The sequence below is a fragment of the Frigoribacterium sp. AC394 genome (assembly GCF_979258095.1).
The window spans coordinates 2,625,652-2,647,578 of the sequence record NZ_OZ409834.1 but is presented as its reverse complement, the minus strand read 5'-3'; the positions used below and the strand labels follow the sequence as shown (position 1 = coordinate 2,647,578).

Genomic DNA, 21,927 nt, shown 5'->3' with positions numbered 1-21,927 from the left:
AACCGGGGCGGACGACGCCCGGACGTGCGAGAGGCCCCCGTCGCCGAGGGCCTCTGGGCGACTCGTGGAGCCGCCTGCATTCCGTGGAGCTAAGGGGATTCGAACCCCTGACCTTCTCATTGCGAACGAGACGCGCTACCAACTGCGCCATAGCCCCGGAAACTGCTCTGCAACGATAGCACCCCCGCAGCGGCGCTTCGACCCCGACCGCTCAGACGGCGCGACGACGCGCGAGAGCCTCGTCGAGCCGGAAGCTGGGCTCGCCGAGGTCGCCGACGATGCCCATCCGGGCGAAGCGGCTGTCGACCGCAGGAGGCGCGGGCTCGGCAGCAGGGGCGGCCTGCGCCGCCGGGGCGGTCGCCTCCGCCGTCGCCGCCGGACGCTCGCGCTCCGGGCGCTTCGCGGGTGCGTTCAGGGCCGCCTCGGCTCGGGCCGCTTGACGGAGCGCATCGAGCTGCGCCTCGCGGAGGGCCTGCACCGAACGGGCCGCCTCGGCCTGGAGTTCGGGCTCGATGTCGGTGCGGGCCGAGGCCGCCGCCCGCGGCGACATGCCCGTGCCCGCCACGGCGCGCTGACGCCCCCGGCGGAGGTAGAGCGGCGTGGGGACGGGGACCGGGGTCCACTGTCGCGAGGTCGTCTGCCGACCCTCGCGCGCCTCCTCGGTGACCTTCGCCTCGTCGGCGGTGTCGGCGAAGTCGCGGAACGGCTGCGACACACGCGGCTCGGCGACGACCTGACGGCGCGATCGCGCCCGCGAGACGGCGGCGAGCTGCGACAGCATCGTGACCGCGACGGCCCCGAAGACGAGACCCGCGACCCCGAGCAGCCACGCCGCCTGCAGATTCAGCACGGCGACCGCGATGGCCACGACGCTGAGCACGAGCGTGGCGGTCGAGACCAGTCGCGACCGACGGAGACGGCGTGCCGCGAGGGCGGGGTCGCGGTCGGCGGCGGACAGCTTCGGACCGGCGGCGGCCAGCTCGCGGGTGATCGCACGCTGCCTCGCGGCCTCGTGCGCCCGGCGCAGGGCCTCGCGCCGCGCCTCCTCGTCTCGGAGGATCCGCTGCGCGTCGGCGACGGACTTCGCGTTCGCCTCGACGCGGACCTCCTCGGGCAGCTCGGCGGTCTGCGCGAGGATGCGGAGGGTCTGCTGCAGGCGGATGGCGTTGCGTTCGGTGGCCAGGTACTCCTGACGTTTGTGCCAGGTGGGCACGAGATACGCGACCCAGAGCACGGCGACCAGCGCCAGCACGGCGCCGCCACCCCAGGACTCGATGTTCATGGTGACAAAGGTATGAGTGCCGAGGGGGCCACGACGCGCAGTCGACAGGTGTGTCTGCCCGATCGGGCGACGGATCCGCTCCGAGAGGGAACACGGAGCCGCCGTGCCGGTCGGATCTGCGGCTCAGATCGGGAGGGCGCGCTCCGCCTCGACGAGGGCCTCGGCCGGGATGCTGCCCTGGCCCGCGGGCACCTCGCCCGAGATCCAGCGCGCGAGGACTCCCCCGGGCACCTCCTCCGCGACCAGCGCGAAGCAGAAGTGGTCGCGCCACATGCCGTTGATGTGGATGTACCGCCGACGCAGGCCCTCGTAACGGAAGCCGAGCTTCTCGACGACGCGTAGCGACGGGGCGTTCTCGGGCCGGATGCAGACCTCCATCCGATGGAGCCCGAGCACACGGAAGCAGTAGTCGGTGGCGAGGGCCACGGCCGTCGGCGTCGCGTCGTGCCCCGCGGCGGCCCGGGTGACCCAGTAGCCGATGGTGGCCGAGCCGAGCGAGCCGTAGGTGATGCCGCTGACGTTGAGCTGGCCGACGAAGCGACCGTCGAGCTCGATGGCGAACGGCAGACCCAGACCGGCGCGCGCGTTCGTCTGCAGCGAGCGGATGCTGCCGCGGACGTCGTGGCTCGTGAAGCCGGACGGGTTCGTGGCCTCCCATTGCCGGAGCCACGCCCGATTCTCGGTCAGCGCCGCATCGAGGTCACGGGTGTCGCGGAGGCGGAGGGGCCGGATGCCGATCCGCCCCTCCGCCAACGTGGGGATGTTCGCCACGGTCGTGTCCGCCTACTCCAGCCCGGCGGCGAAGTCTTTGATCCACGGGCGCAGCTCGGCGCCGAGATCCTCACGGTCGCTGGCGAGCTGCACGATGGCCTTGATGTAGTCGAGCTTGTCGCCGGTGTCGTAGCGACGACCACGGAAGACGACGCCGTAGACGCCGCCCGTCCACTCCTCGGCGCTGGCCATCTTCATCAGCGCGTCGGTCAGCTGGATCTCGCCGCCCTTGCCGGGCTCCTGCTTCTCGAGCACGTCGAAGACCTCGGGCCGGATGACGTAGCGGCCGATGATCGCGAGGTTGGAGGGGGCCTCGCCCTGCGCGGGCTTCTCGACCAGGCCGGTGATCTTGACGACGTCGTCGACGTCGGTCGCCTCGACGGTGGCGATGCCGTAGAGGTGGGTCATCGAGGGGTCGACCTCGAGCAGCGCGACGACGGTCGCGTTCTTCTCACCCTGCACCTCGATCATGCGGGTGAGCAGCGGGTCGCGGGCGTCGATGATGTCGTCGCCGAGCAGCACGGCGAACGGCTCGCGACCGACGTGCATCTTGGCGCGGAGCACCGCGTGGCCGAGACCGAGCGGGTCGCCCTGACGCACGTAGTGCATGTCGGCGAGGTCGGTCGACTGGTTGACCTTGGCGAGCTTGTCGTGGTCGCCCTTCTTCCGCAGCGTCTCCTCCAGCTCGCTGACGTGGTCGAAGTGGTTCTCGAGGGCGTTCTTGTTACGCCCGGTGATCATCAGCACGTCGGTGAGGCCCGCGGTGACGGCCTCCTCGACGACGTACTGGATCGCCGGCTTGTCGACGACCGGCAGCATCTCCTTCGGCATGGCTTTGGTCGCGGGGAGGAACCGAGTCCCGAGGCCCGCTGCGGGAATGACTGCTTTGGTTATAGAGAAGCCCATGCGGGTCAGCGTACCGATCCGAGGCCCTCTGCGGGCGTGTCGGTCGTTCCCCCTACGATTGGGCGCATGACGGACGAGGTCGGCAACGAGAAACGCGCCCTACGAGCCGAGCTGCGCCAGCGGCGACGCAACCGCAGCGAGCTCGACCGGGCCGAGGCGAGCGAGGGCATCACCCGGCGGCTGATCGACCTCGCCACGCGACTCGAGGTCCGCTCGATCTCGGCCTACCTGTCGACGACCGACGAGCCCGACACCCGCCCCTTCGTCAACTGGGCGTACGCCAACGACATCCGCGTGCTGTTCCCGATCTCGCGCGAAGACGGTCTGCTCGACTGGGCCGTGGGCGACGGCGAGAGCGAGAGGCGCGGCCTCTTCGACCTGCCCGAGCCGGTCGGCGAGGTGCTCAGCCCGATGGCCATCAACGACGTCGACCTGATCGTCGTGCCCGCGGCGCTCATCGACCACGGCGGCATGCGCATGGGCTGGGGTCGTGGCTACTTCGACAAGACCCTCGGCTCGATGGAGAAACGCCCGCCGGTCTATGCTGTGGTGTTCGATCCCGAGTACGTCGACAGCGTGCCGCGCGAACGCCACGACCAGCCCGTCGACGGGGTCGTGACACCCTCCGGTGTCCACGAGTTCTGACCCGGCCCGCTCCCCCTCTCGAGGACCACAGTGCCCACGTATTCCTACCGCTGCACCGAGTGCGACAACGCCTTCGACATCGTCCAGTCGTTCACCGACGACACGCTGACGGTCTGCCCCGTCTGCGAGGGCCGGCTCCGCAAGGTGTTCAGCCCCGTCGGCGTCACGTTCAACGGCTCGGGCTTCTACCGCACCGACTCGCGCGGGTCGAAGGGGTCGGGCTCGGGGTCGGGCTCGGGCTCGGGCTCGGGCGACAAGGGGTCGAGTTCAGGGTCGGGCTCGGGGTCGAGCGGCGGATCGTCCGACAAGAAGAGCTCAGGAGGCGCGGCGACGTCCTCGACGTCGTCCTCCGGTGGCAGCGGCTCCGGCTCGTCGGGCAGCAGCTCGGGTTCGTCGAGCAGCGGCTCGGGTTCGTCGGGCAGCGGCGGCGGCAAGTCCTCGTCCTGACCGGTCGTCGGCGCGGTCGGCGTGGTTGAGTGCTCCCTGAGAGCACGTACCCCGACCCACCGATCCGAAGGAGCACGCCCGTGAAGGGTTTCAAAGAATTCATCCTGCGCGGCAACGTGATCGACCTGGCCGTCGCCGTGGTCATCGGCGCCGCGTTCACCGCCATCGTCACGTCGCTGGTGACCAACATCTTCAACCCGTTGATCGGTGCCGCCTTCAACGCGCAGTCGCTGGACGACAGCCTGATCCTCACGATCCCGACGGTCGGCGGCGAGGAGGCGCAGCTGCTGTTCGGTGCAGTCCTCGGCTCGGCCATCCAGTTCGTGATCATCGCGGCCGTCGTCTACTTCTGCCTCGTGCTGCCGGTGAACCACCTCCTGAAGCGCACCTTCGCCCGGCAGGCCGCCGAAGAGACGCCCGCCGACGTGCCGCCCACCGACGTCGAGCTGCTCAGCGAGATCCGCGATCTGCTGCGGGCTCAGAACGCCGCAGCCGTCGCCGGTTCGGGTTCGCACGCCGCGCCTCCTGCGGAGGGTGTCGACCGCTCGGGCACGAACGGCCCGCTCGGCAGCCGCTGAGCCTCAGCGCACGTCGCCGACGACGGCCCGCCACGATCATGTGGCGGGCCGTCGTCGTGCTGGGCTGAACGATGTGACCCGAAAGGGCCCCTCCGCCGGGCTCGAGCCTCGCTTTGCGGCACTTCGTTGTGCGGCGCGGCCGCGCAGCGCAGCCCAGCCACGGAGCGGGGCCAGTCAGCCCAACGATGTGACCCGCAAAGGCCCCTAGGCCACGCACAAGCGCCGGTTTGAGGCACTTCATTGGGCGGCGCGGCAGCGGAGAGCAAGCGTGCCCAACGAAGTGACCCGAAGGGGCCCCTCGGCCACGCTCAAGGCCCGGTTTGCGGCACCTCGTTCAGCGGCGCTTCAGCGCAGCCGCGGAGCGGGGCCAGTCAGCTGAACTAAGTGACCCGAAGGGGCCCCTCGGCCACGCACAAGCGCCGGTTTGCGGCACTTCGTTGGGCGGCGCGGCAGCGTAGAGCAAGCGCGCCCAACGAAGTGACCCGAAGGGGCCCCTCCGCCACGGTTGAGGCCCGGTTTGGGGCACCTCGTTCGGCAGCGCGGCAGCGCAGCGGCAGCGCAGCCGCGGAGCGGGGCCAGCCAGCCCAACGATGTGACCCGAAGTGGCCTCTCGGCCACGCACAAGCGCCGGTTTGCGGCACTTCGTTGGGCGGCGCGGCAGCGTAGAGCAAGCGCGCCCAACGAAGTGACCCGAAGGGGCCCCTCCGCCACGGTTGAGGCCCGGTTTGGGGCACCTCGTTCGGCAGCGCGACAGCACAGCGGCGTGTCAGCGCCGCGGGCTCAGCCCCAGTGGGGCGGCACGTCGGCGCGCAGTTGCGCGTCGTTCTCCGCCGAGGCATGCCGAGGAGGCTCGGGTGCCGGAGTCGGATCGCTGCCGGGAACCGGGTCGGTCGAGACCCGACGCCCTCCGCGACGCCGCACCACGAGAGGGGTCGGGGCGACCGCCTCGACGACCGGAGGGGTGTCGTCGTCGGGCGCCGCGCCTCCTCGGGTCACCCTCGGTTGACGTGCTGACTGGCCGGCACGCTCGGGATCTCGGTCGTGCGCGAACCCTCGATGCCGAGCACCTCGGCCACGCGCGACGCCACCGCGTCGGGGTCGGTGAAGAGCTGGAACGCGTGCACCCGCACGTAGTGCCAGCCGAGGCGGCGCAGCGTCTCGGGGCGCGCCCGCAGCGACTCGCGGAGACTCGTGCGCGAGAGGGTCGTGTCGGTCTCGATGGTGACGCAGACCCCGTCGTGCGCCGCCACGAGCCCGAGCTTGCCCCGGTGACCCAGCGCGACGGGGATGCCCTTCGCCTCGAGCCTGCGGGCCAGGTCGACCAGCATCGGGTCGCTGTCGTCGGGGACGTGCTCCGCCGTCGTGCGCACCTGCACCTCGGTGAGGATCTCGGAGAGCGCGACGGTGCCGTGGCCCATGCGCCCGCCGTCGATGTCGCGGGGCTGGAAGCACGTCACGATCACCATCGAGCGGCGCGCACGGGTCATCGCGACCGCGAGCAGACGCTCGCCGCCGGGCTGGCCGAGCGGACCGAAGTCGCTCAGCACGCGACCGTGGGGGGTGCGTCCGTAGCCGATCGAGAAGACGACGTGGTCGCGGCTCTGCGCGACGCTCTGCTCGAGGGTCGCGACCATGAACGGCTCGGCGCGGTCGCCGACGACGAACTCGGTCAGGTCCTTGTGACCCGAGACCGCGGTGAGCACGGCCTGCTGCACCCGCACGGCGTGCTTGGCGCTGGCGGTGATGACCATCAGAGACTCGCGGGGGCGGGTGCGGGCGTGCTCGACGACGAGCGACACGACGCGGTCGACCTCGGCGTCGACGCTCTCGACGGCTCCGGACTCGGGGTCGGGCACGGCCGTGCCGCCCGAGACGTAGTCGAGCGCGATGCTGCCGTGCCCGAGGAAGCTCCCCGCCCAGGGCAGCGACTCGATGCGCCCGCCGTAGAAGCGGCGGTTGACCAGCTCGGCGAGGTCCTCGCCGCCGGCGCGGTAGCTCCGGGTCAGCGAGAGCGTGGGCAGCAGCGCCGACAGGCGGGCGAGCGCGCTGTCGGAGTGGAGGGCCTCGAGGGTGGCGTCGTCGTGCGACGGCGGGCGCTTGCCCGGCGTGACGGCGATGTCGAACTCGGACGGCGTCTGCGTGACGGGGTCGCCGAACGCGACGGTCTGCTTGCCGCGACGGATGGCGCCGACGTTCTCGGCGATCGTGGTCGCCCCCGCGTCGACGAGGATCACGGTGTCGAACGGGACGGTGTCGGCGATGGTGTGCACCTCGTAGGGCGACGCGAGCCAGACCGGTGCGATCGATCGCGACAGATGCGGGGCGGCGTCGTGCAGGAGGCGCGCGGTCACGTGCTCCTGACGCAGGAGGCGCTTGAGCGCGGCCGCCTCGTCGGGCCAGTCGACGAGACCGATCGTCCAGTTCTCGGCCAGCAGCCAGCCGAGGAGCTGCGCGCTGCCGGCGGCGTGCGCCTCGTCGACGAGCCGGAAGTCGGCCTCGAGCCGGTCGAGCATCGCCGTGTTGGCACCGAGCAGCGCCCGGTCGGCCTCGAGCAGCGACTCGAGCGCCGAACGCCACCAGGCGAGCTCGAGCTCGGCGGCGACCTGCTGCTCGGGCACGTGCCGGTTCGCGAGGTCGGTGAGCAGCGGGGTCAGCTCGAGGTCGCGGAGCGTCGTCATCAGCTCGGTGCGCTCTTGGAGGTTCTGCAGCACGTCGCTCTCGGCCGCCAGGGCCTCGAGGCGCTGCTGCAGCTCGACGACGCCGATCTCGGTGAGCCGTTCGTCTCCGGTGAGCCCGAGCGGACGATCGAGACGGTCGAGGTCCTGAGAGACCTGCTGGTGCAGCACGTGGGTGTCGGCGATGCCCGTCGGCACCTCGGGCGGGATGCCCGCCGCGACGTAGCGCTGCCATTCGTAGCGCTGCTGCTGGATGCGCTGCAGGGCGCCGTGCAGGTCGGCGATGTGGACGCCCGGGCGGACGTACTCTCGCGCGAGCTTCTTCAGACGGCGGCGGTTCGCGCTCGACATGTCGGGCGCCTCGCGCTTCGGCGCGGTCGCCGCGACGAGCTCGGCGACGGACCGGTCGAACACCACGGGCAGGAACTTGTCGAGGGTGTCGCGGATGTCGGTCAGGAGGCGCAGGTAGACACCCAGCTCGGCGATCGACTCGAACGGTCGCATGCGGGTGCTGCCGATGACGTCGCCGGCACGCTCGAGGAGGCGCGGCAGGTCTCGGTGGTTCAGGTTCTTGGCCAGCTGATGGGCGTCGCCCGCGCCGAACGACTCGGAGAACTGCGAGCCGTACCAGGGCGAGTCGCCCGGACCGTAGCGGAACTCGCCGAGGTTGGCGGCGTTGACCATCGTCTCGGCGACCCGCGAGCGGCCGTCGACCATGGCCTCGATGCTGCGTCTGCTGAGTCGGGCGGTCGTGGCGGGCGGCGCGGGAAGGAGGGCGAGGCGCGAGAGCTCGGTGAGGCAGTCGAGCACGGAGACCTCGAGGCGGGGGTCGCGCTTGCTGAGGGCGCCGCGGTAGTCGACGAGCACCTTGCGGAGGCGCACCAGGGCGTCGTCCACCTCGCCCATCTGCGGCCGGGCGGCCTTCTCGTTGCGACCGATGGCGCGCACGACGTCGCGGCGCAGGGTCTTGGGGGCCACGGCGACCCCGGGCAGGCCCACCTCGGTGAGGCGGTCGCCGATGCCGTTCAGGGTCGCGCGTCGGGCGCTGACGACCAGCACCCGCTTGTTCTGCGACACCAGCCGACCCAGGGCGTTGACGATGGTCTGCGTGCCGCCCGTGCCGGGCAGCGTCTTGACGACGACGGAGTTGCCGGCCGCGATCTGGGCGACCACGTTCTCCTGTTCGGGGTCGGCGTCGAGCAGCAGGGTGTCGGTCTCGGGGCTGCGCTCGTCCTGCGGTGTCGCCGACGCCGACCGGTGGCCCTCGGCGACCTGGCGGAGGGCCATGGCGTTGCCGGTCAGCGCGTCGAGCACGGGGTGGCCGAGCTCGCGGGTGTCGAGCGCCATCTCGGTGCCGACCTCGGCGAAGGTCGAGACGATGAGACGGGGCTGCACGGTGAACCACTCGAGGTGCGCCGCCAGACCGCGCAGCCGGTCGATGACGGGGTTCGGGGTGAACGAGCCCTCGCGGCTCGCGAGGGCGACGAACGACTCGGCGTCGAGTGCGATGTCGAACTGCTCGTGCAGGGCGTCGACCAGTGCCGGGTTCAAGAACGGCTTGCCGAGCAGCTTGACCTCGAAGTCGCGCCCGTGCCGGCGGATGGCGAGCGGGCGGAGCAGCACCGGTGCCCGGTAGTCGTGGCCGGCGTGCGACCAGGCGGCGACGCCGATGGCCAGATGCACGGCGTCGATGCCGCGGACCGTCGCGAGCTCGAGACCCTTCGCGGCGATCTCGCCGGCGGCGAGGCGTGCGGTGCGGAGAGCCAGATCGTCGCGGATCAGGCTCGACAGCAGCGTGGTCTTGCCGGTGATGAACTGCGCGAGCCCGCCGGGGTGGGTCGTGCTCAGCTCGATGCGTGCACGCTGCTCGTCGCCGAAGTGCAGCAGGGTCGACCGGCCGCCGACCTCGCCCAGCTGCTGACGCCAGACCGCCCAGACGGGTTCGGCCGCGTTGCCGACCGTCAGACCCGGATCACCGAAGCTCACGGCGTGCGGGGAGCCTGCGCCACCGGGCGCGCTCGTCGGGACGCCCACGGAACTCGTTCCGTCGTCGTCGTTGTCATGCTGTCTGTCGGCGCGCCACACACCTCATACCTTAAGGCGTCGATGCCGGGATCTTCGGGAGGACGGGCTGTTCCCGCCGACCTGCACCATCGTTTCTCTAGCATCTATGTGACATGACGGAGCCTGTCATGTCACAGCGCGTGGTTGGGTTATGGTCATCACAGTCGATTGTGAATGAGCCAGTCGACCCGGAGCGAACCACGGGAGACCACCTTGCCCTTCGAGAAGAAGTACAGCACGGCCATTCGCGAGCAGTCGCTCGCCCACGTCCTGGAACGGCGCCTGGCCGAGCCGGGCAACCGCGCGGTGATCCGCGAGACCGCCGCGCAGTTCGGCATCGGCGAGCAGTCGCTGCGCGGCTGGATCCGGGCGCACGAGCGGGCCAACGCCCCTGCGACGGCGGGTGCCGACGCAAGAGCAGCCGGAGACGGCGCCGAGGCGGGCGGCATGCGAGCGGGCGCGGCACCGGCCGGCGCGGCGCAGGCCGGCGCGGCGCAGGCAGGCGACGGGTCGACCGGGTCGAGCACGGGCGACGGGCCGACCGGGTCGAGCACGGGCGACGCCGCCTTCGACGACACTCCCGCCGGACGCATCGCCGCACTCGAGGCCGAGGTCGCACGACTGCGCCGCGACCGGGAGGCCCTCAAGACGGCGATGGCCGTCGTGCTCGTCGACTGAACCGCGCGAGGCGGAGACCGACGACACGGCCACCGGGTCTCGACGGGGGGATCGAGAGCGGGCGGCCGTGTCGCGGCGCACCCAGTATGCGATCTGAAATGTCATACGTCAAACCCGTCGACGTCATCTGGTCCCGCCCGGCGTCGTGGTCGTAGTGTGTCCTTCACCGACAGCGCGTCGCACGTTCCGATTTGGGGGCCACCATGGCTGGAAGATTCATCGTCACCCGTGACGCGGAGGGTCAGTTCCGGTTCGCTCTGACCACGGCGACCGGCGAGGTCGTCGCCACGTCCGACGCATACCGCCAGAAGGGCTCCGCGATGAACGCCATCGACTCGATGCGCCTCCTCGCCGCCGACGCCATCGTCGACGACCACACCGAGTCGGCCGAGCCGACCCGGGCCGACTAGGCGTCACGTGACCCAGCACGTCGTCCTCGCCGGCGCCTCCGGTTTCATCGGGAAGCACCTGGCCGACGCCTTCCGCGCCGAGGGCGCCCGCGTCAGCCTCATCGGTCGCCGCGGGCCGGACGCCCGTTGGGGCGACACCGCCGCCATCACCGAGCTGCTCGACGGCGCCGACCTGCTGGTCAACCTCGCCGGCAAGAGCGTCAACTGCCGCTACTCGCCGGCGAACCGCGCGGAGATCCTGCGATCCCGCGTGGCGACCACCCGCGAACTGGGCGAGGCGATCGCCGCCTGCGCCGCGCCTCCTCGGCTCTGGCTCAACTCGTCGACCTCGACGATCTACCGCCACGCCGACGACCGCCCCATGTCCGAAGCCCAGGGCGAGATCGGCTCCGGCTTCTCGGTCGACGTCGCGACCGCATGGGAGGACGCCCTGTTCGCCCCCGACCTGCCGAACACCCGCCGCGTGGCACTGCGCATCTCGATCGTCCTCGGCGACGGCGGCGCCCTGACCCCTCTCGTCAACCTCGCCCGAGCGGGGCTCGGCGGCCCCCAGCTCGACGGGCGCTGGCCGGCGACCCGCTCACGGCTCTGGGCCGGCACGTACCACCGACGCGCGACGCCCGGCGGCCGGCAGAAGTTCAGCTGGATCCACATCGACGACATGATCGGGTCGCTCCGCTGGCTGCGCGACCACGACGAGATCGAGGGCGTCGTCAACATCGCGTCGCCGAACCCGGTCGACAACCGCACCATGATGGACGTCGTCCGCCGCGCCGTCGGCATGCCGATCGGGCTGCCCGCCTTCCGCTGGATGCTCGAGATCGGCATGGCGGTGTTCCGCACCGAGAGCGAGCTCGTGCTCAAGAGCCGCTGGATCGAGCCGCAGCGGCTGGTCGACGGCGGGTACGTCTTCGAGCATCCGCACATCGAGGAGGCGGTCGGCGCGATCGTCGCGGAGCGTCGCCGGCGCCGGTAGTCGCGCCTCGGGCGGCGGGCCCGGCCGGTCGGTCGGCTGCTGATGAACCGCGTTCGCGAAGAAGAACCGCGATATACGGCGGTTCATCTTCGCGAACGCGGTTCTTCGTGGGGGCGGAGCGGGGCCGGGCGGGACGGGACTGAGCGGCGAGGGGCAGGCGCGGGTCGGAGCGGAGCCCGCCTCAGCGCAGGCCGAGGGTCGCGAGCGCGCCGGCGTGCCGCGCGAGACCCGCGTCGACGGCGTCGGGATGCTCCGCGTACCAGGCGAGATGGGCGGCGCGGACCTCGTCAGTCGAGACGGGCGCGCCGTCGACGACCCAGTGGTCGGTCGGCGAGGCATCGAGGCCGAACGCCTCGACCACGGCCGCCGCCCGCGGCGCGTGCACGCGATCGAGCAGCGGCCGGCCCGGATCGACGACGTGCTCGGGCAGACCGAGCGCGGCGCGCACCCGCGTCGCGGCCGCACTCCAGACCGGGTTGCCGGGGTGGTTCAGCGTGCGCATCTGATCGAACGAGGGGCGCTCGAACAGGTCGGACAGCACGACGGTGTCGTTCGCGGCCTCGCGGCGGCGCAGCTGGTCGAGGGACTCGTCGGCGATCGTGCGGACGGCGGGCGTGTCGAGGCGGGCTGCGACCCCGGCGGCCGGCACCGCGCCTCCTTCGCGTCGGATCGCCGCTTCGACCAGCACCCGCAGGTCGTGGTACTCGACGACGGGCGGCACCAGCGACGTGTCGCTCGGCGGGCGGACGATCGCATGGGTCGGGTAGAGCCCGGCGACGCGGATCACCGGCACGCGCAGCACGCGCCCTCCGGCGGGCAGCAGCGCGGCCAGCTGAGCCGTGCCGAGGGGCATGCCGTGGTAGTCGGTGCGCACGGGCTGCGACACGAGCACCGCCGCCCGCGACAGCCAGTACCGCAGATACGGCAGGTCGCTCGCCGTGAGCTCATGCACCGCGGGGATGCGGATCGTCGCGAGGCCCGGCCCCTCGAGCATCTGCCGGAGGCTCTCGGCCTGGCAGTTGCCGACCACGATCGCGACGTCGTCGGCCGGACCCTCCGCCAGCGAGTAGAAGACGCCGTAGTGATGCGCGCGGGGGTCGGCGTCGACCGGAGGCGCAGGAGGCGCGGCGGAGGGAGAGGAGTCGGTCACCGTCCCAGCATGGCCCGGTGCGGCGCCGGGTGCGCCGCGGTCAGCGCCCGTAGCTCAGCCGACGGAGCAGCTGCTCGGCCGGCCCCGGCGTCGACCTGCGTTCGAGCACCACGGCGACGACCACCGTCGCCAGCCACACGCCGACCGCGATGAGCGCCACGCGCAGCGTCCCCGCCTCGACGCCGAGCCCCAGCGCCCACGGCTTCAGCAGCACGACGAAGAGCACCGACTGCAGCAGGTAGCAGGTGAGCGATCGACGGCCCACCGCGACGAGGGCCGACAGCACGAAGCCCGGCTGCGCGCCAGGCCCCACGGCGCGACCCGTCGCTCCGGCACCCGAGGAGGCGCGCTCGGCACGCCCCGCCGCCCACCAGCCGCCGAGGCCGAAGAAGGCCAGCGCGCCCGCGATGCCCGTCGTGCCGTGCAGCATGCCGAGCAGGTAGAGCAGCCCCTCGCCGGGCTGCCAGACGCCGATGGCGGCGAGCACGAGCGGCAGGGCGCCCAGGATGCTGATCGGGAACCCCGCGAGCGTCAGTCGGCGCAGCAGCACGACGTGCCGTTCGGGCTGCTCGAGCACGCGGCGGCGGCCGAGCAGCGTGCCTATCGCGGCGAGCGGCAGCAGCATCGCGACGGTGAACGGCGCGGTGAAGACGAGCCCCGCGAGGGCGATCACCCGCCAGAGGAGGTCGCCGAGCACTGTGCGCTGATCGAAGGGCAGCCAGGAGGTGTCGCCGACACCGCCGCCGAGACCGTCGACCCCGGCCATGACGACGAAGACGACGAGAGTCGACCAGCCGACGACCCGGAAGACCTTGTCGCTCGCGGCGAACATCGCCGCGAGCACCAGCCCGAGGGCGCCGTAGCTGAGCAGGATGTCTCCCTCGAAGAGCAGCACGATGTGCAGCGCGCCGAACACGATCAGCCAGAGGCTGCGCCGCAGCAGCAGCGACCGCGCTCGGCCCCGATCGACGCCCCGCTCGGCCTGTCGGCGGATCAGCACGGTGAATCCGTATGCGAAGAGCAGGGTGAACAGCGGGAAGGCCCTGTTGTCGACGAAGGTGCCGACCAGCACGTCGGCCACGTGGTCGCCCGTCGAGCCGTCGACGGGTCGGGCCAGCGGACCCATCGTGCGGCCGACGATGTAGTAGACCGAGTTCGCGAGGGCGATGCCGAGCAGGGCGACGCCCCTCAGCAGATCGGGGGCGACGAAGCGTTCGGACGCGGCCACCGGCCCGCTGTACGCGACGGGCGGCGGCTTCGGCGACAGGTCGGTGCTCATGCCATCAGCCTGGCCGAGAGCACCCGGGCGACACCACCGCCGGGAGAGGGAGATGGGGACGACCCGCAGGCCGCGCGGCCTGGGGAGGATCGGTCAGAGCTTGGCCGCGAGCTCCGGGTCGGTCGGCTCGACGAGGTGCGTGCCGTCGGGGAACACGACGACGGGGATGTTCGTGCGACCGCTCACGGCGTAGGCGCGATCGGCGCCGTCGGCGACGGCCTCGAGGTCGACGTAGTCGTACTCGACGCCGCGCGAGTCGAGCAGCGCCTTCGAGCGACGGCAGTCGCGGCACCATTCGGCGCCGAACATGAGGATGCGGTCGGGGGCACTGTCAGACATGAGCGTGATTCTAAACCTCGGTTCCGAGGGCATGCTGGGACACCGGCGGAGAAACCTGTCCGCGGCCTGCGCCGCGCGGCAGCCGGCGGTTCGGGCCGAGGAGGCGCGGGTAACGTCCCCGACACACGTCGCTGCTAGACACGCTCCATGCTCGAGATCACCGGCGCCACCCGCATCGTCGTCGACGACGCGACCGAGACCACCGGCAGCCTCTTCGTCGAGGGAGGGGTGATCGTCGACGGCTCGTCGGGCGAGGTCACCGAGACCCTCGACGCGAGCGGCTGCGTCGTCACGCCCGGCCTCGTCAACGCGCATCACCATCTGCTGCAGAGCGGATTCCGCACCCTGCCGGGCACCCGCGGCGTCCCGATGGCCGACTGGCTGCCCGCCATGGCCGGGGCCTACGGCGCCGCCGGCATCGATCCGTCGCTCGTCGCCGCGACCGCGGCCGTCGGCATCGCCGAGGGCCTGCTCAGCGGGGTGACGACCGTGGCCGACCACCACCTGAACTGGCCGGTGCCGGCGGTCTCCGCCGCCGACACGGTGGCCATCGCCCGGGCCGTCGCCGAGGCCGCGCGAGCGCTCGGGGGGCGACTCGTGTTCGTGCGCGGCTCGGCGCGCGACGATCCGCAGACGGCGGCCGGCTCGGCGGAGGCGATCGTGCGCGGCCTGCTGACCCGCGCCTCCGGAAGCATCCCGACCGGGGGCGTCTCGGACGACGGCATGCTCCAGGTCGCCGTCGGACCGGCCGGCGTGCACAGCGACGGCCGCGAGACGTTCGAGCTGCTGGGCGAGGTCGCCGCCCGGCACGGGCTCAGGAGGCGCACCCAGGCGAACGAGCAGGTCGACGTCGTCATCGCCCTCGAGCGCTACGGACGACGCCCGCTCGACCTGCTCGACGAATGGGGCTGGCTCGCGGACGACGTCACGATCGCCCACCTCTGCGCCGTCGAACCGGGCGAGATCGCACGTCTGGCCGCCGCGGGGGTCAGCGCGACGCACGCCCCGGGGTGCGACCTGCCCATGGGCTGGGGCATCGCTCCGGTCGCCGCCCTGCTGGCCGCCGGAGTGCCCGTCGGCCTCGGCACGAGCGGCGGAGGCAGCAACGACGCCGGGCATCTGCTCGCCGACGCACGGCTCGCGATGCAGGTCGCTCCGCTCGTGGGGCCGCCGATCGCGGCGCGCACGATGCTGGGCCTGGCGACGGCGGGCTCGGCGGCCGGGCTCGGACGACCCGAGCTGGGGCACCTGCGACCGGGCGCCGCGGCCGACCTCTGCCTGTGGGACGTCACCGGGGTGGCCGACGCGGGGGTCGCCGACCCCGTCGCCGGGCTGCTCTGGGCGGCACCGGGGCGCCGACCGCGCGACGTCTACGTGGCGGGGAGGCGCGTGGTCGAGGGCGGGCGGCTCGTCGCCGCCGACGAACGCGACCTCGTCGCCGCACTCGCCGCCCGCCTCGCCCGCTGACGCGCCGAAGGCCGCGCCGCACGCAGTGACGCGCCGATGAAGCTCTCGCGCCGCGAGGACTGCTCGCGCCGACGAACCGCGTTCGCGAAGATGAACCGCGATGTATCGCGGTTCATCTTCGCGAACGCGGTTCTTGGCCGAGGCCGGCGGGGGCGCGCGGGGGCCAGCGGAGGCCGGAGGCGGCCGGCGGGGCGGCGCGCCGCTACAGGTCGAGCACGAGGCGGGCGCAGGCGGCGCGCGAGACGCAGACGAACATGCGGTCGCCGGCGGCCTGCTCGTCGGGTGTGAGGATCGAGTCGCGGTGGTCGACCTCGCCCTCGAGCACGGTGGTCTCGCAGGTTCCGCAGGTGCCCTCGCGGCAGCTCGACAGCACGAGCACGCCGGCCTCCTCCACCACGTCGAGCACCGAGCGGTCGGGCGGCACCGTGACGGTCAGCCCCGACTCCGCCAGCTCGACCTCGAACGACTCGTGCCGCACCGGCTCGCCGACGGCCTTGGCCTCGAAGCGCTCGACGACGACCTGCCGCCCGGCCCCCGCGGTCTCGACCGCCTCGACGAGCCGCTCGGGCCCGCAGCAGTACGTCGTCGTGAACGGGGCCATCGAGGCGAACAGACCGTCGACGTCGAGCCGGTCGCCCTCGTCGGCGACGTGCAGCCGCAGCCGGTCGCCGTGCAGCGGGACGAGCTCGTCGATCAGCGCCATCGTCGAGCGCGACCGCCCGGCGTAGTGCAGCACGTAGTCGACCCCGGCCGCCGCCGCGGCCCGCGCCATCGCCGACACCGGGGTGATGCCGATGCCGCCGGCGACGAAGACGTACGACGTGCCGCGACGGGGCTCGAACTCGAAGTGGTTGCGGGGGCCCGCGAGGCGGACCGTGTCGCCGACGGCCAGATTCTCGTGCAGCCAGGCCGAGCCTCCTCGTCCGTCGGTCTCGCGCAGCACGCCGATGCGCCACCCGTCGACCTCCGGGTCGCCGCAGAGCGAGTACTGCCGCACCTCCCCCGTCGGCAGGGCCACGTCGATGTGGGCGCCGGGCTGCCAGCGGGGCAGGGGCGAGCCGTCGGGCGCGGCGAACTCGAACAGGTCGACGGCGTCGGCCGCGGAGGTGCGGGCGGTGACGACGGCGTCGAGCGCGGTCTCGGGGAGTCGGGTCGGGGCGGTCACACGGGCTCCGGTCTCTGCTTGACGACGAACAGCGTGTAGCCGTCGTCGCCGACGGCGCTCCAGCGGTGGCGGGTGCCGCCGCCGTAGTACAGCGAGTCGCCCGCGGCCAGAACCCGCGCGCCCTCGGCGTCGAGGTCGACCCGCAGCCGCCCGGCGACCACGTGCACGAACTCGTCTTCGGCGTGCACGAAGAAGTCGCCGGGGTCGAGGTTCGCCCCCGACATCTCCATCACCCGGAACGGCCCGTCGGAGGGGGTCAGGAGGCGCGCGGCGGCCTGCCCGTAGCGCCCGGTCGACCCGTCGGCGGCACCCACGAAGCCCACGACCGGCCCGTCGGCGGCGCGTCGGTCGTCGACCGCGGCGAGGATCTCGACCTGGCTCGACCCGAGCGCCCGGGCGATGCGCTCGAGCGACACCATGCTCGGCCTCGCGAGCCCGCGCTCGAGCTGACTGAGGAACGGGTGCGACAGCTGCGCCTCGGCGGCGAGCTGCACGAGGGTCAGCCCGCGAGCGCGGCGGAGGGCGCGGATCCGACCGCCGACCGCCAGGGCCTGCTGATCGACGGGGGCGTCGAGGGACGTGACGGGGGCCTCCTGGGTCGGGTGGTCTGACGAGGTCTACCACGGGGTCCGGTGCTCGATCCGAGCAATTTACACGGCGAAACGGTCGCGTCATCTGTCGGAAACGAGCACTCCTTAGATTGACGCATGTTGACGCCATCAACATTCTGCCCCGTCGACCACCTGATCGCCAGCCCGACCCGAGAGGCCCTCCGTGACCCGACTCCCCCGCCGGCTCGCCCTGCTGCGGAACGCCACCCTGCCGAGCGGCGACGTGGTCGACGTGCTCATCGAGGGCGACACCGTGGAGGCGGTGGTCGCGGCGGGCACGGCGCCCGCGGCCCCCGAGTCGGAGACCCTCGACCTCGCCGGCCACGTGCTGCTCACGGCGCCCGCCGAGCCGCACGCGCACCTCGACAAGGCCCTCTCGTTCGACGCGATCCGCCCGCCGATGGGCGACCTCGAGCTCGCGATCGCCTCGTGGCGCGTGTACGCGGCCACGATGACGGTCGACGACATCGCCGATCGCGCCCGACGCCAGCTGCTCGCGATGCTCGCCCAGGGCACCACCGCCGTCCGCACCCACGTCGACGTGCTGCTCGGCGACGGGCCGACCCGCGGGGCCGAGGCGCTCGTGCGGGTGCGCGACGAGCTCCGCGGGCTGATGGACGTCGAGATCGTCGCCCTCGCCTCGCAGGACTCCCCCGACTCCGACGTCGAGGCCGTGCTCGATCTCGGAGTGGACCTCGTCGGAGGCGCGCCCCACCTGGCGAGGGATCCCCACGGAGATCTGCACCGCCTCCTCGACATCGCCGAGCGCCGCGGAGTCGGCGTCGACCTGCACACCGACGAGAGCCTGGACGGGGCCGTCACCCTCGACGAGTTCGCCCGACGGGTCGTCGGCTGGACGACGAGCGTCTCGGCCGGGCACTGCAGCCGGCTCGGGTCGATGCCCGTCGCGCAGCGCGACGACATCGTCGCCGCCGTGCTGGCGGCCGACATCGGCATCATCGCGAACCCGATCACGAACCTGTACCTGCAGGGCTGGGACCACCCCGTCGCGACGCCCCGGGGGCTCACCGCGCTGCGGCCGCTGCTCGACGCCGGCGTCCGACTCGCGGCCGGCGCAGACAACGTGCGCGACCCGTTCAACCCGCTCGGCCGCAGCGACGCCCTCGAGACGGCCATGCTGCTCGTCACCGCCGGCCACCTGACGATCGACGAGGCCTACGCCGCCGTCAGCGACTCGGCGCGATCGGTCATGGCGCTGCCCCCGGCGGGCGTGACGGCCGGGGCGCGGGCCGAGCTGCTCGCCGTCCGCGCGACCTCGCTGGCCGACGTCGTCGCGAACGCCCCGGCCGACCGGTACGTCGTGCACGCCGGTCGCCTCGTCGCCGAGAGCCGCGTCACCCGCGAGATCGCCGACCCCGCGGCGGCGCTCGCGACGGCGTCCACCACGACGTCGGCGAGCGCGACGTCGCCCGCCGCGACATCGCTGGCACCCCCGACGTCTCCCTCCTCACCCCGCCCGACCCTCGCAGAGACCCGGTGACCCGATCATGACCATCGCCAGCCCTCCCGTCGCCCCGCCGACGTCGACCCGGGTCGACACGCTGCTCGACTTCCGCGACGTCGCCATGCGGTTCGCCAACGGCACCGTCGCCCTGCAGGACGTCGACCTCACCGTCGACCGCGGCGAGTTCGTCACCGTCGTCGGCCCGTCGGGCTGCGGCAAGTCCACGCTGCTCCGCATCGCGTCGGGCCTGGAGCAGGCGTCGCACGGCAGCGCCGAGGTCGACACCGACCGCATCGGCTACGTCTTCCAGGACGCCACGCTGCTGCCCTGGCGGAGCGTCCGCGACAACGTCGAGCTGCTCGCCGAGCTGAACGGGGCGCCCAAGGCGGCCCGTCGGGCGGCCGCGCAGGAGTCGATCGACCTCGTCGGCCTCTCGGGGTTCGAGTCGAACCTGCCCAAGGAGCTCTCGGGCGGCATGAGGATGCGCGCGTCGCTCGCCCGCTCGCTCACCCTCGACCCCGAGCTGTTCCTCTTCGACGAGCCGTTCGGCGCCCTCGACGAGATCACGCGCGAGCGTCTGAACGACGAGCTGCTGCGGCTGTTCGTCGAGAAGCGCTTCGCGGGCCTGTTCATCACCCACTCGGTGTCGGAGGCCGTCTACCTCTCGACGAGGGTCGTCGTGATGTCGGGCCGCCCCGGGCGCATCGTCGGCGAGTTCGACGTGCCGTTCCCGATGCCCCGCGACCCCGAGATCCGCTTCACCGCCGAGTTCGCCGAACTGGTCGGCGAGGTCAGCCACGCACTCCGAGAAGGGCACAACTGATGGCCGTCGACACCCGCGTCTCGCGCACCGAGCCCGCCGCCACGACGGCCACCCGCCTCTCGGGACCGAAGCCGCCGCGTCGCCAGGCGTCGCCCCGGGCGACGCGCATCCGTGACATCGTGCTGCCGATCGTCGTGTTCTTCGGGCTGATCGGCGTCGGCTACGGCGTCGCCGCGTACTACGACCAGGTGCGCGGCCTGCCGTTCCTGGTGCCGTACCCGCACCTGGTCGTCGAGGCGCTGCTCTTCGACGGCGACTTCCGACCCGACCTGCTCGAGGCGCTCGGCAACACGACCCTGATCGCCGTCATCGGTCTCGCGATCGCCATCGTGATCGGCATGGCCTGGGCCGTGCTGATGGTGCAGGCCAGCTGGATCGAGAGCGCGCTGTTCCCCTACGCGGTCGTGCTGCAGTGCATCCCGATCCTCGCGCTCGTGCCCCTGATCGGCTCGCTCTTCGGCTACGAGATGCCGTCGCGGATCATCGTCACGGTCATGTTCGCGCTGTTCCCCATGGTGTCGAACACGCTGTTCGGCCTGCAGTCGGTCGACAAGGGTCAGCGCGAGCTCTTCCAGCTGCAGGGCGCCTCGCGTCTCACCCTGCTGACCAAGCTGAGGTTCCCCGCCGCGCTGCCGTCGATCTTCATCGGACTGCGCAACTCGGCCGGGCTCTCGGTGATCGGCGCCATCGTCGCCGACCAGTTCTTCCAGCGCGGCGACGGCGGCCTCGGCGTGCTCATCTCGGTGATGAACCAGCGCCTCAACGGCGCCGAGATGTTCGCCGCCATCGTCGTCGCCAGCGTGCTCGGCGTGGTCGTGTTCGTCGCCTTCGGCTGGCTCCGCCGCGTCGCGATCGGGCGCTGGTACAGCGCGAACTGACCCGCGCCTCCTCGGCTCCCCTCCTCTTCTCCCCCTCCGCACCTCCCGCACACAGCCCCGCACCATCCCCTGCTCCACCCCCGACAGGAGACCCCATGCCCCGCACCTCGCGCACCCTCACCGCGCTCGGACTCGTCGTCGTCACCGCCGCCGCGCTCTCCGCCTGCTCGAGCGGCTCGAGCGACGACGCCGCCCCGCAGGCCGCCGCCGGCTCCGCCGTCGACCTCTCTGGCGTCTGCCCGGCGACCGTCGTGATCCAGACCGACTGGAACCCCGAGGCCGAGCACGGCCACGCGTACCAGCTGCTCGGCGACGACTACACCGTCGACGCCGACCAGAAGTCGGTCACCAGCGACCTCGTGATCGGCGGCGAGCCCACCGGCGTCAAGGTCGAGATCCGCGCCGGCGGCCCCGCCATCGGCTTCAACACCGTGCCGTCGCAGATGTACCAGGACGACGAGATCACGATGGGCTACGTCACCACCGACGTCGCCGTGCAGAACTCGGCCGACCTGCCCACCACCGCCGTCTTCGCCGAGAACGACATCTCCCCGCAGATGATCATGTGGGACCCGGAGACCTACCCCGACGTGTCGACCATCGAGGAGCTCGGCACCGAGCTCGAGGCCGACGGCGGGGTCGTCCGCTACTTCGGCGGCGCCGCGTACATGGACTACCTGGTCGGCAACGGGATCCTCCCCGAGTCGGTCGCCGACGGCAGCTACGACGGCACCCCCGCGAAGTTCGTCGTCGCGCAGGGCAAGGACGCGCAGCAGGGCTTCGCGACCGCCGAGCCGTTCGTCTACGAGAACCAGGTCTCGGCCTGGGGCAAGCCGCTCGACTACCAGCTGATCAACGACACCGGCTACCCCATCTACCCCGAGGCGATGTCGGTGCGCACCGGCGACCTCGAGGAGCTCAGCCCCTGCCTCGAGAAGCTCGTGCCCGTGCTGCAGCAGGCCGACGTCGACTACTTCGCATCGCCCGACGCGACCAACGAGAAGATCGTCGACCTGGTCGACCAGTACGACACCGGCTGGGTCTACGACGAGGACGTCGCGGCGTACGCCGTCGACAAGATGAAGGAGCTGAAGATCGCGACGGACGGCGACAACGGCTACGTCGGCGACATGGACGAGGAGCGCATGCAGACGATCATCGACCTCGACACCGAGATCTTCGAGAAGCAGGGCTCGACGCTGAAGGAGGGCCTGGCTCCGTCCGACCTCTACACGAACGAGTTCCTGGACGACTCGATCAGCCTCGGCTTCTGATCGCCCGGGGGCCCGGTGCGAGCCGGGCCCCCTCCCCTCCTTCT

At 72.2% G+C, this 21,927-nt stretch carries 20 protein-coding genes and 1 tRNA gene; 11 read left to right on the top strand and 10 right to left on the bottom strand.

The window, feature by feature from the left end; genetic code table 11:
• Positions 1–84: 84 nt before the first annotated feature.
• From ACZZY9_RS12380 to galU, 4 genes are all read right to left on the bottom strand, one after another.
• Positions 85–157, bottom strand: a tRNA-Ala gene (locus tag ACZZY9_RS12380).
• A gap of 54 nt (positions 158–211) precedes the next feature.
• Complete coding sequence (locus ACZZY9_RS12375) at positions 212–1,282, bottom strand: hypothetical protein (RefSeq protein WP_463464297.1); 1,071 nt, start codon at positions 1,280–1,282, stop codon at positions 212–214.
• Between the two features lie 123 nt (positions 1,283–1,405).
• On the bottom strand, positions 1,406–2,053 hold the full coding sequence (locus tag ACZZY9_RS12370) for a GNAT family N-acetyltransferase (protein ID WP_463464296.1): 648 nt from the start codon (positions 2,051–2,053) through the stop codon (positions 1,406–1,408).
• 12 nt (positions 2,054–2,065) lie between these two features.
• On the bottom strand, positions 2,066–2,959 hold the full coding sequence (galU, locus tag ACZZY9_RS12365) for a UTP--glucose-1-phosphate uridylyltransferase GalU (RefSeq protein WP_463464295.1): 894 nt from the start codon (positions 2,957–2,959) through the stop codon (positions 2,066–2,068).
• Between the two features lie 66 nt (positions 2,960–3,025).
• Between galU and ACZZY9_RS12360 the strand changes: the two genes are divergently transcribed.
• The 3 genes from ACZZY9_RS12360 to mscL all read left to right on the top strand — a co-directional run bounded on the left by ACZZY9_RS12360 (position 3,026) and on the right by mscL (position 4,629).
• A complete protein-coding gene (locus ACZZY9_RS12360; RefSeq protein WP_463464294.1) occupies positions 3,026–3,604 on the top strand; it encodes a 5-formyltetrahydrofolate cyclo-ligase in 579 nt (192 codons plus the stop codon).
• A 30-nt stretch (positions 3,605–3,634) separates the two neighbouring features.
• Complete coding sequence (locus ACZZY9_RS12355) at positions 3,635–4,051, top strand: FmdB family zinc ribbon protein (RefSeq protein WP_463464293.1); 417 nt, start codon at positions 3,635–3,637, stop codon at positions 4,049–4,051.
• 80 nt (positions 4,052–4,131) lie between these two features.
• Entirely contained in the window at positions 4,132–4,629 is a 498-nt protein-coding gene (gene mscL, locus ACZZY9_RS12350; RefSeq protein WP_320477093.1) for a large conductance mechanosensitive channel protein MscL, read from the top strand.
• Positions 4,630–5,621: 992 nt separating this feature from the next.
• Here mscL and ACZZY9_RS12345 read toward each other — a convergent pair.
• Positions 5,622–9,389 carry an AAA family ATPase gene (locus tag ACZZY9_RS12345; protein WP_463464292.1) on the bottom strand — a complete coding sequence of 1,256 codons (3,768 nt, stop codon included), beginning with the start codon at positions 9,387–9,389 and terminating at the stop codon, positions 5,622–5,624.
• A 153-nt stretch (positions 9,390–9,542) separates the two neighbouring features.
• On the opposite strand from ACZZY9_RS12345, the gene ACZZY9_RS12340 reads away from it, so the two are divergent.
• From ACZZY9_RS12340 to ACZZY9_RS12330, 3 genes are all read left to right on the top strand, one after another.
• Positions 9,543–10,046, top strand: coding sequence for a hypothetical protein (locus ACZZY9_RS12340; protein ID WP_463464291.1), 504 nt, complete (start codon positions 9,543–9,545; stop codon positions 10,044–10,046).
• Positions 10,047–10,249: 203 nt separating this feature from the next.
• On the top strand, positions 10,250–10,456 hold the full coding sequence (locus tag ACZZY9_RS12335) for a YegP family protein (protein WP_463464290.1): 207 nt from the start codon (positions 10,250–10,252) through the stop codon (positions 10,454–10,456).
• 7 nt (positions 10,457–10,463) lie between these two features.
• Positions 10,464–11,432 (top strand): epimerase, encoded by a 969-nt coding sequence (locus ACZZY9_RS12330; protein WP_463464289.1) that lies wholly within the window; start codon positions 10,464–10,466, stop codon positions 11,430–11,432.
• A gap of 181 nt (positions 11,433–11,613) precedes the next feature.
• On the opposite strand, the gene ACZZY9_RS12325 is transcribed toward ACZZY9_RS12330, so the two are convergent.
• The 3 genes from ACZZY9_RS12325 to ACZZY9_RS12315 form a co-directional block, all read right to left on the bottom strand.
• Positions 11,614–12,582 (bottom strand): WcbI family polysaccharide biosynthesis putative acetyltransferase, encoded by a 969-nt coding sequence (locus ACZZY9_RS12325; protein ID WP_463464288.1) that lies wholly within the window; start codon positions 12,580–12,582, stop codon positions 11,614–11,616.
• Positions 12,583–12,622: 40 nt separating this feature from the next.
• On the bottom strand, positions 12,623–13,861 hold the full coding sequence (locus ACZZY9_RS12320; RefSeq protein WP_463464287.1) for a DUF418 domain-containing protein: 1,239 nt from the start codon (positions 13,859–13,861) through the stop codon (positions 12,623–12,625).
• A 93-nt stretch (positions 13,862–13,954) separates the two neighbouring features.
• Complete coding sequence (locus ACZZY9_RS12315) at positions 13,955–14,200, bottom strand: glutaredoxin family protein (RefSeq protein WP_192059425.1); 246 nt, start codon at positions 14,198–14,200, stop codon at positions 13,955–13,957.
• A 147-nt stretch (positions 14,201–14,347) separates the two neighbouring features.
• On the opposite strand from ACZZY9_RS12315, the gene ACZZY9_RS12310 reads away from it, so the two are divergent.
• Complete coding sequence (locus ACZZY9_RS12310; protein ID WP_463464286.1) at positions 14,348–15,667, top strand: amidohydrolase family protein; 1,320 nt, start codon at positions 14,348–14,350, stop codon at positions 15,665–15,667.
• Between the two features lie 202 nt (positions 15,668–15,869).
• Here the strand turns inward: ACZZY9_RS12310 and ACZZY9_RS12305 are convergent, their stop codons facing one another.
• Entirely contained in the window at positions 15,870–16,832 is a 963-nt protein-coding gene (locus ACZZY9_RS12305) for a PDR/VanB family oxidoreductase (protein WP_463464285.1), read from the bottom strand.
• Positions 16,829–17,380 carry a helix-turn-helix domain-containing protein gene (locus ACZZY9_RS12300; RefSeq protein WP_463464678.1) on the bottom strand — a complete coding sequence of 184 codons (552 nt, stop codon included), beginning with the start codon at positions 17,378–17,380 and terminating at the stop codon, positions 16,829–16,831. The genes ACZZY9_RS12305 and ACZZY9_RS12300 overlap by 4 nt, the downstream gene beginning before the upstream one ends.
• Positions 17,381–17,606: 226 nt before the next feature.
• Between ACZZY9_RS12300 and ACZZY9_RS12295 the strand changes: the two genes are divergently transcribed.
• The 4 genes from ACZZY9_RS12295 (at position 17,607) to ACZZY9_RS12280 (ending at position 21,883) form a co-directional block, all read left to right on the top strand.
• Entirely contained in the window at positions 17,607–18,944 is a 1,338-nt protein-coding gene (locus ACZZY9_RS12295; RefSeq protein WP_463464284.1) for an amidohydrolase family protein, read from the top strand.
• Between the two features lie 7 nt (positions 18,945–18,951).
• Complete coding sequence (locus ACZZY9_RS12290) at positions 18,952–19,731, top strand: ABC transporter ATP-binding protein (protein ID WP_463464283.1); 780 nt, start codon at positions 18,952–18,954, stop codon at positions 19,729–19,731.
• Positions 19,731–20,609, top strand: coding sequence for an ABC transporter permease (locus tag ACZZY9_RS12285; RefSeq protein ID WP_463464282.1), 879 nt, complete (start codon positions 19,731–19,733; stop codon positions 20,607–20,609). The genes ACZZY9_RS12290 and ACZZY9_RS12285 overlap by 1 nt, the downstream gene beginning before the upstream one ends.
• Positions 20,610–20,704: 95 nt before the next feature.
• A complete protein-coding gene (locus ACZZY9_RS12280) occupies positions 20,705–21,883 on the top strand; it encodes a substrate-binding domain-containing protein (RefSeq protein ID WP_463464281.1) in 1,179 nt (392 codons plus the stop codon).
• The last annotated feature ends 44 nt before the right edge of the window (positions 21,884–21,927 follow it).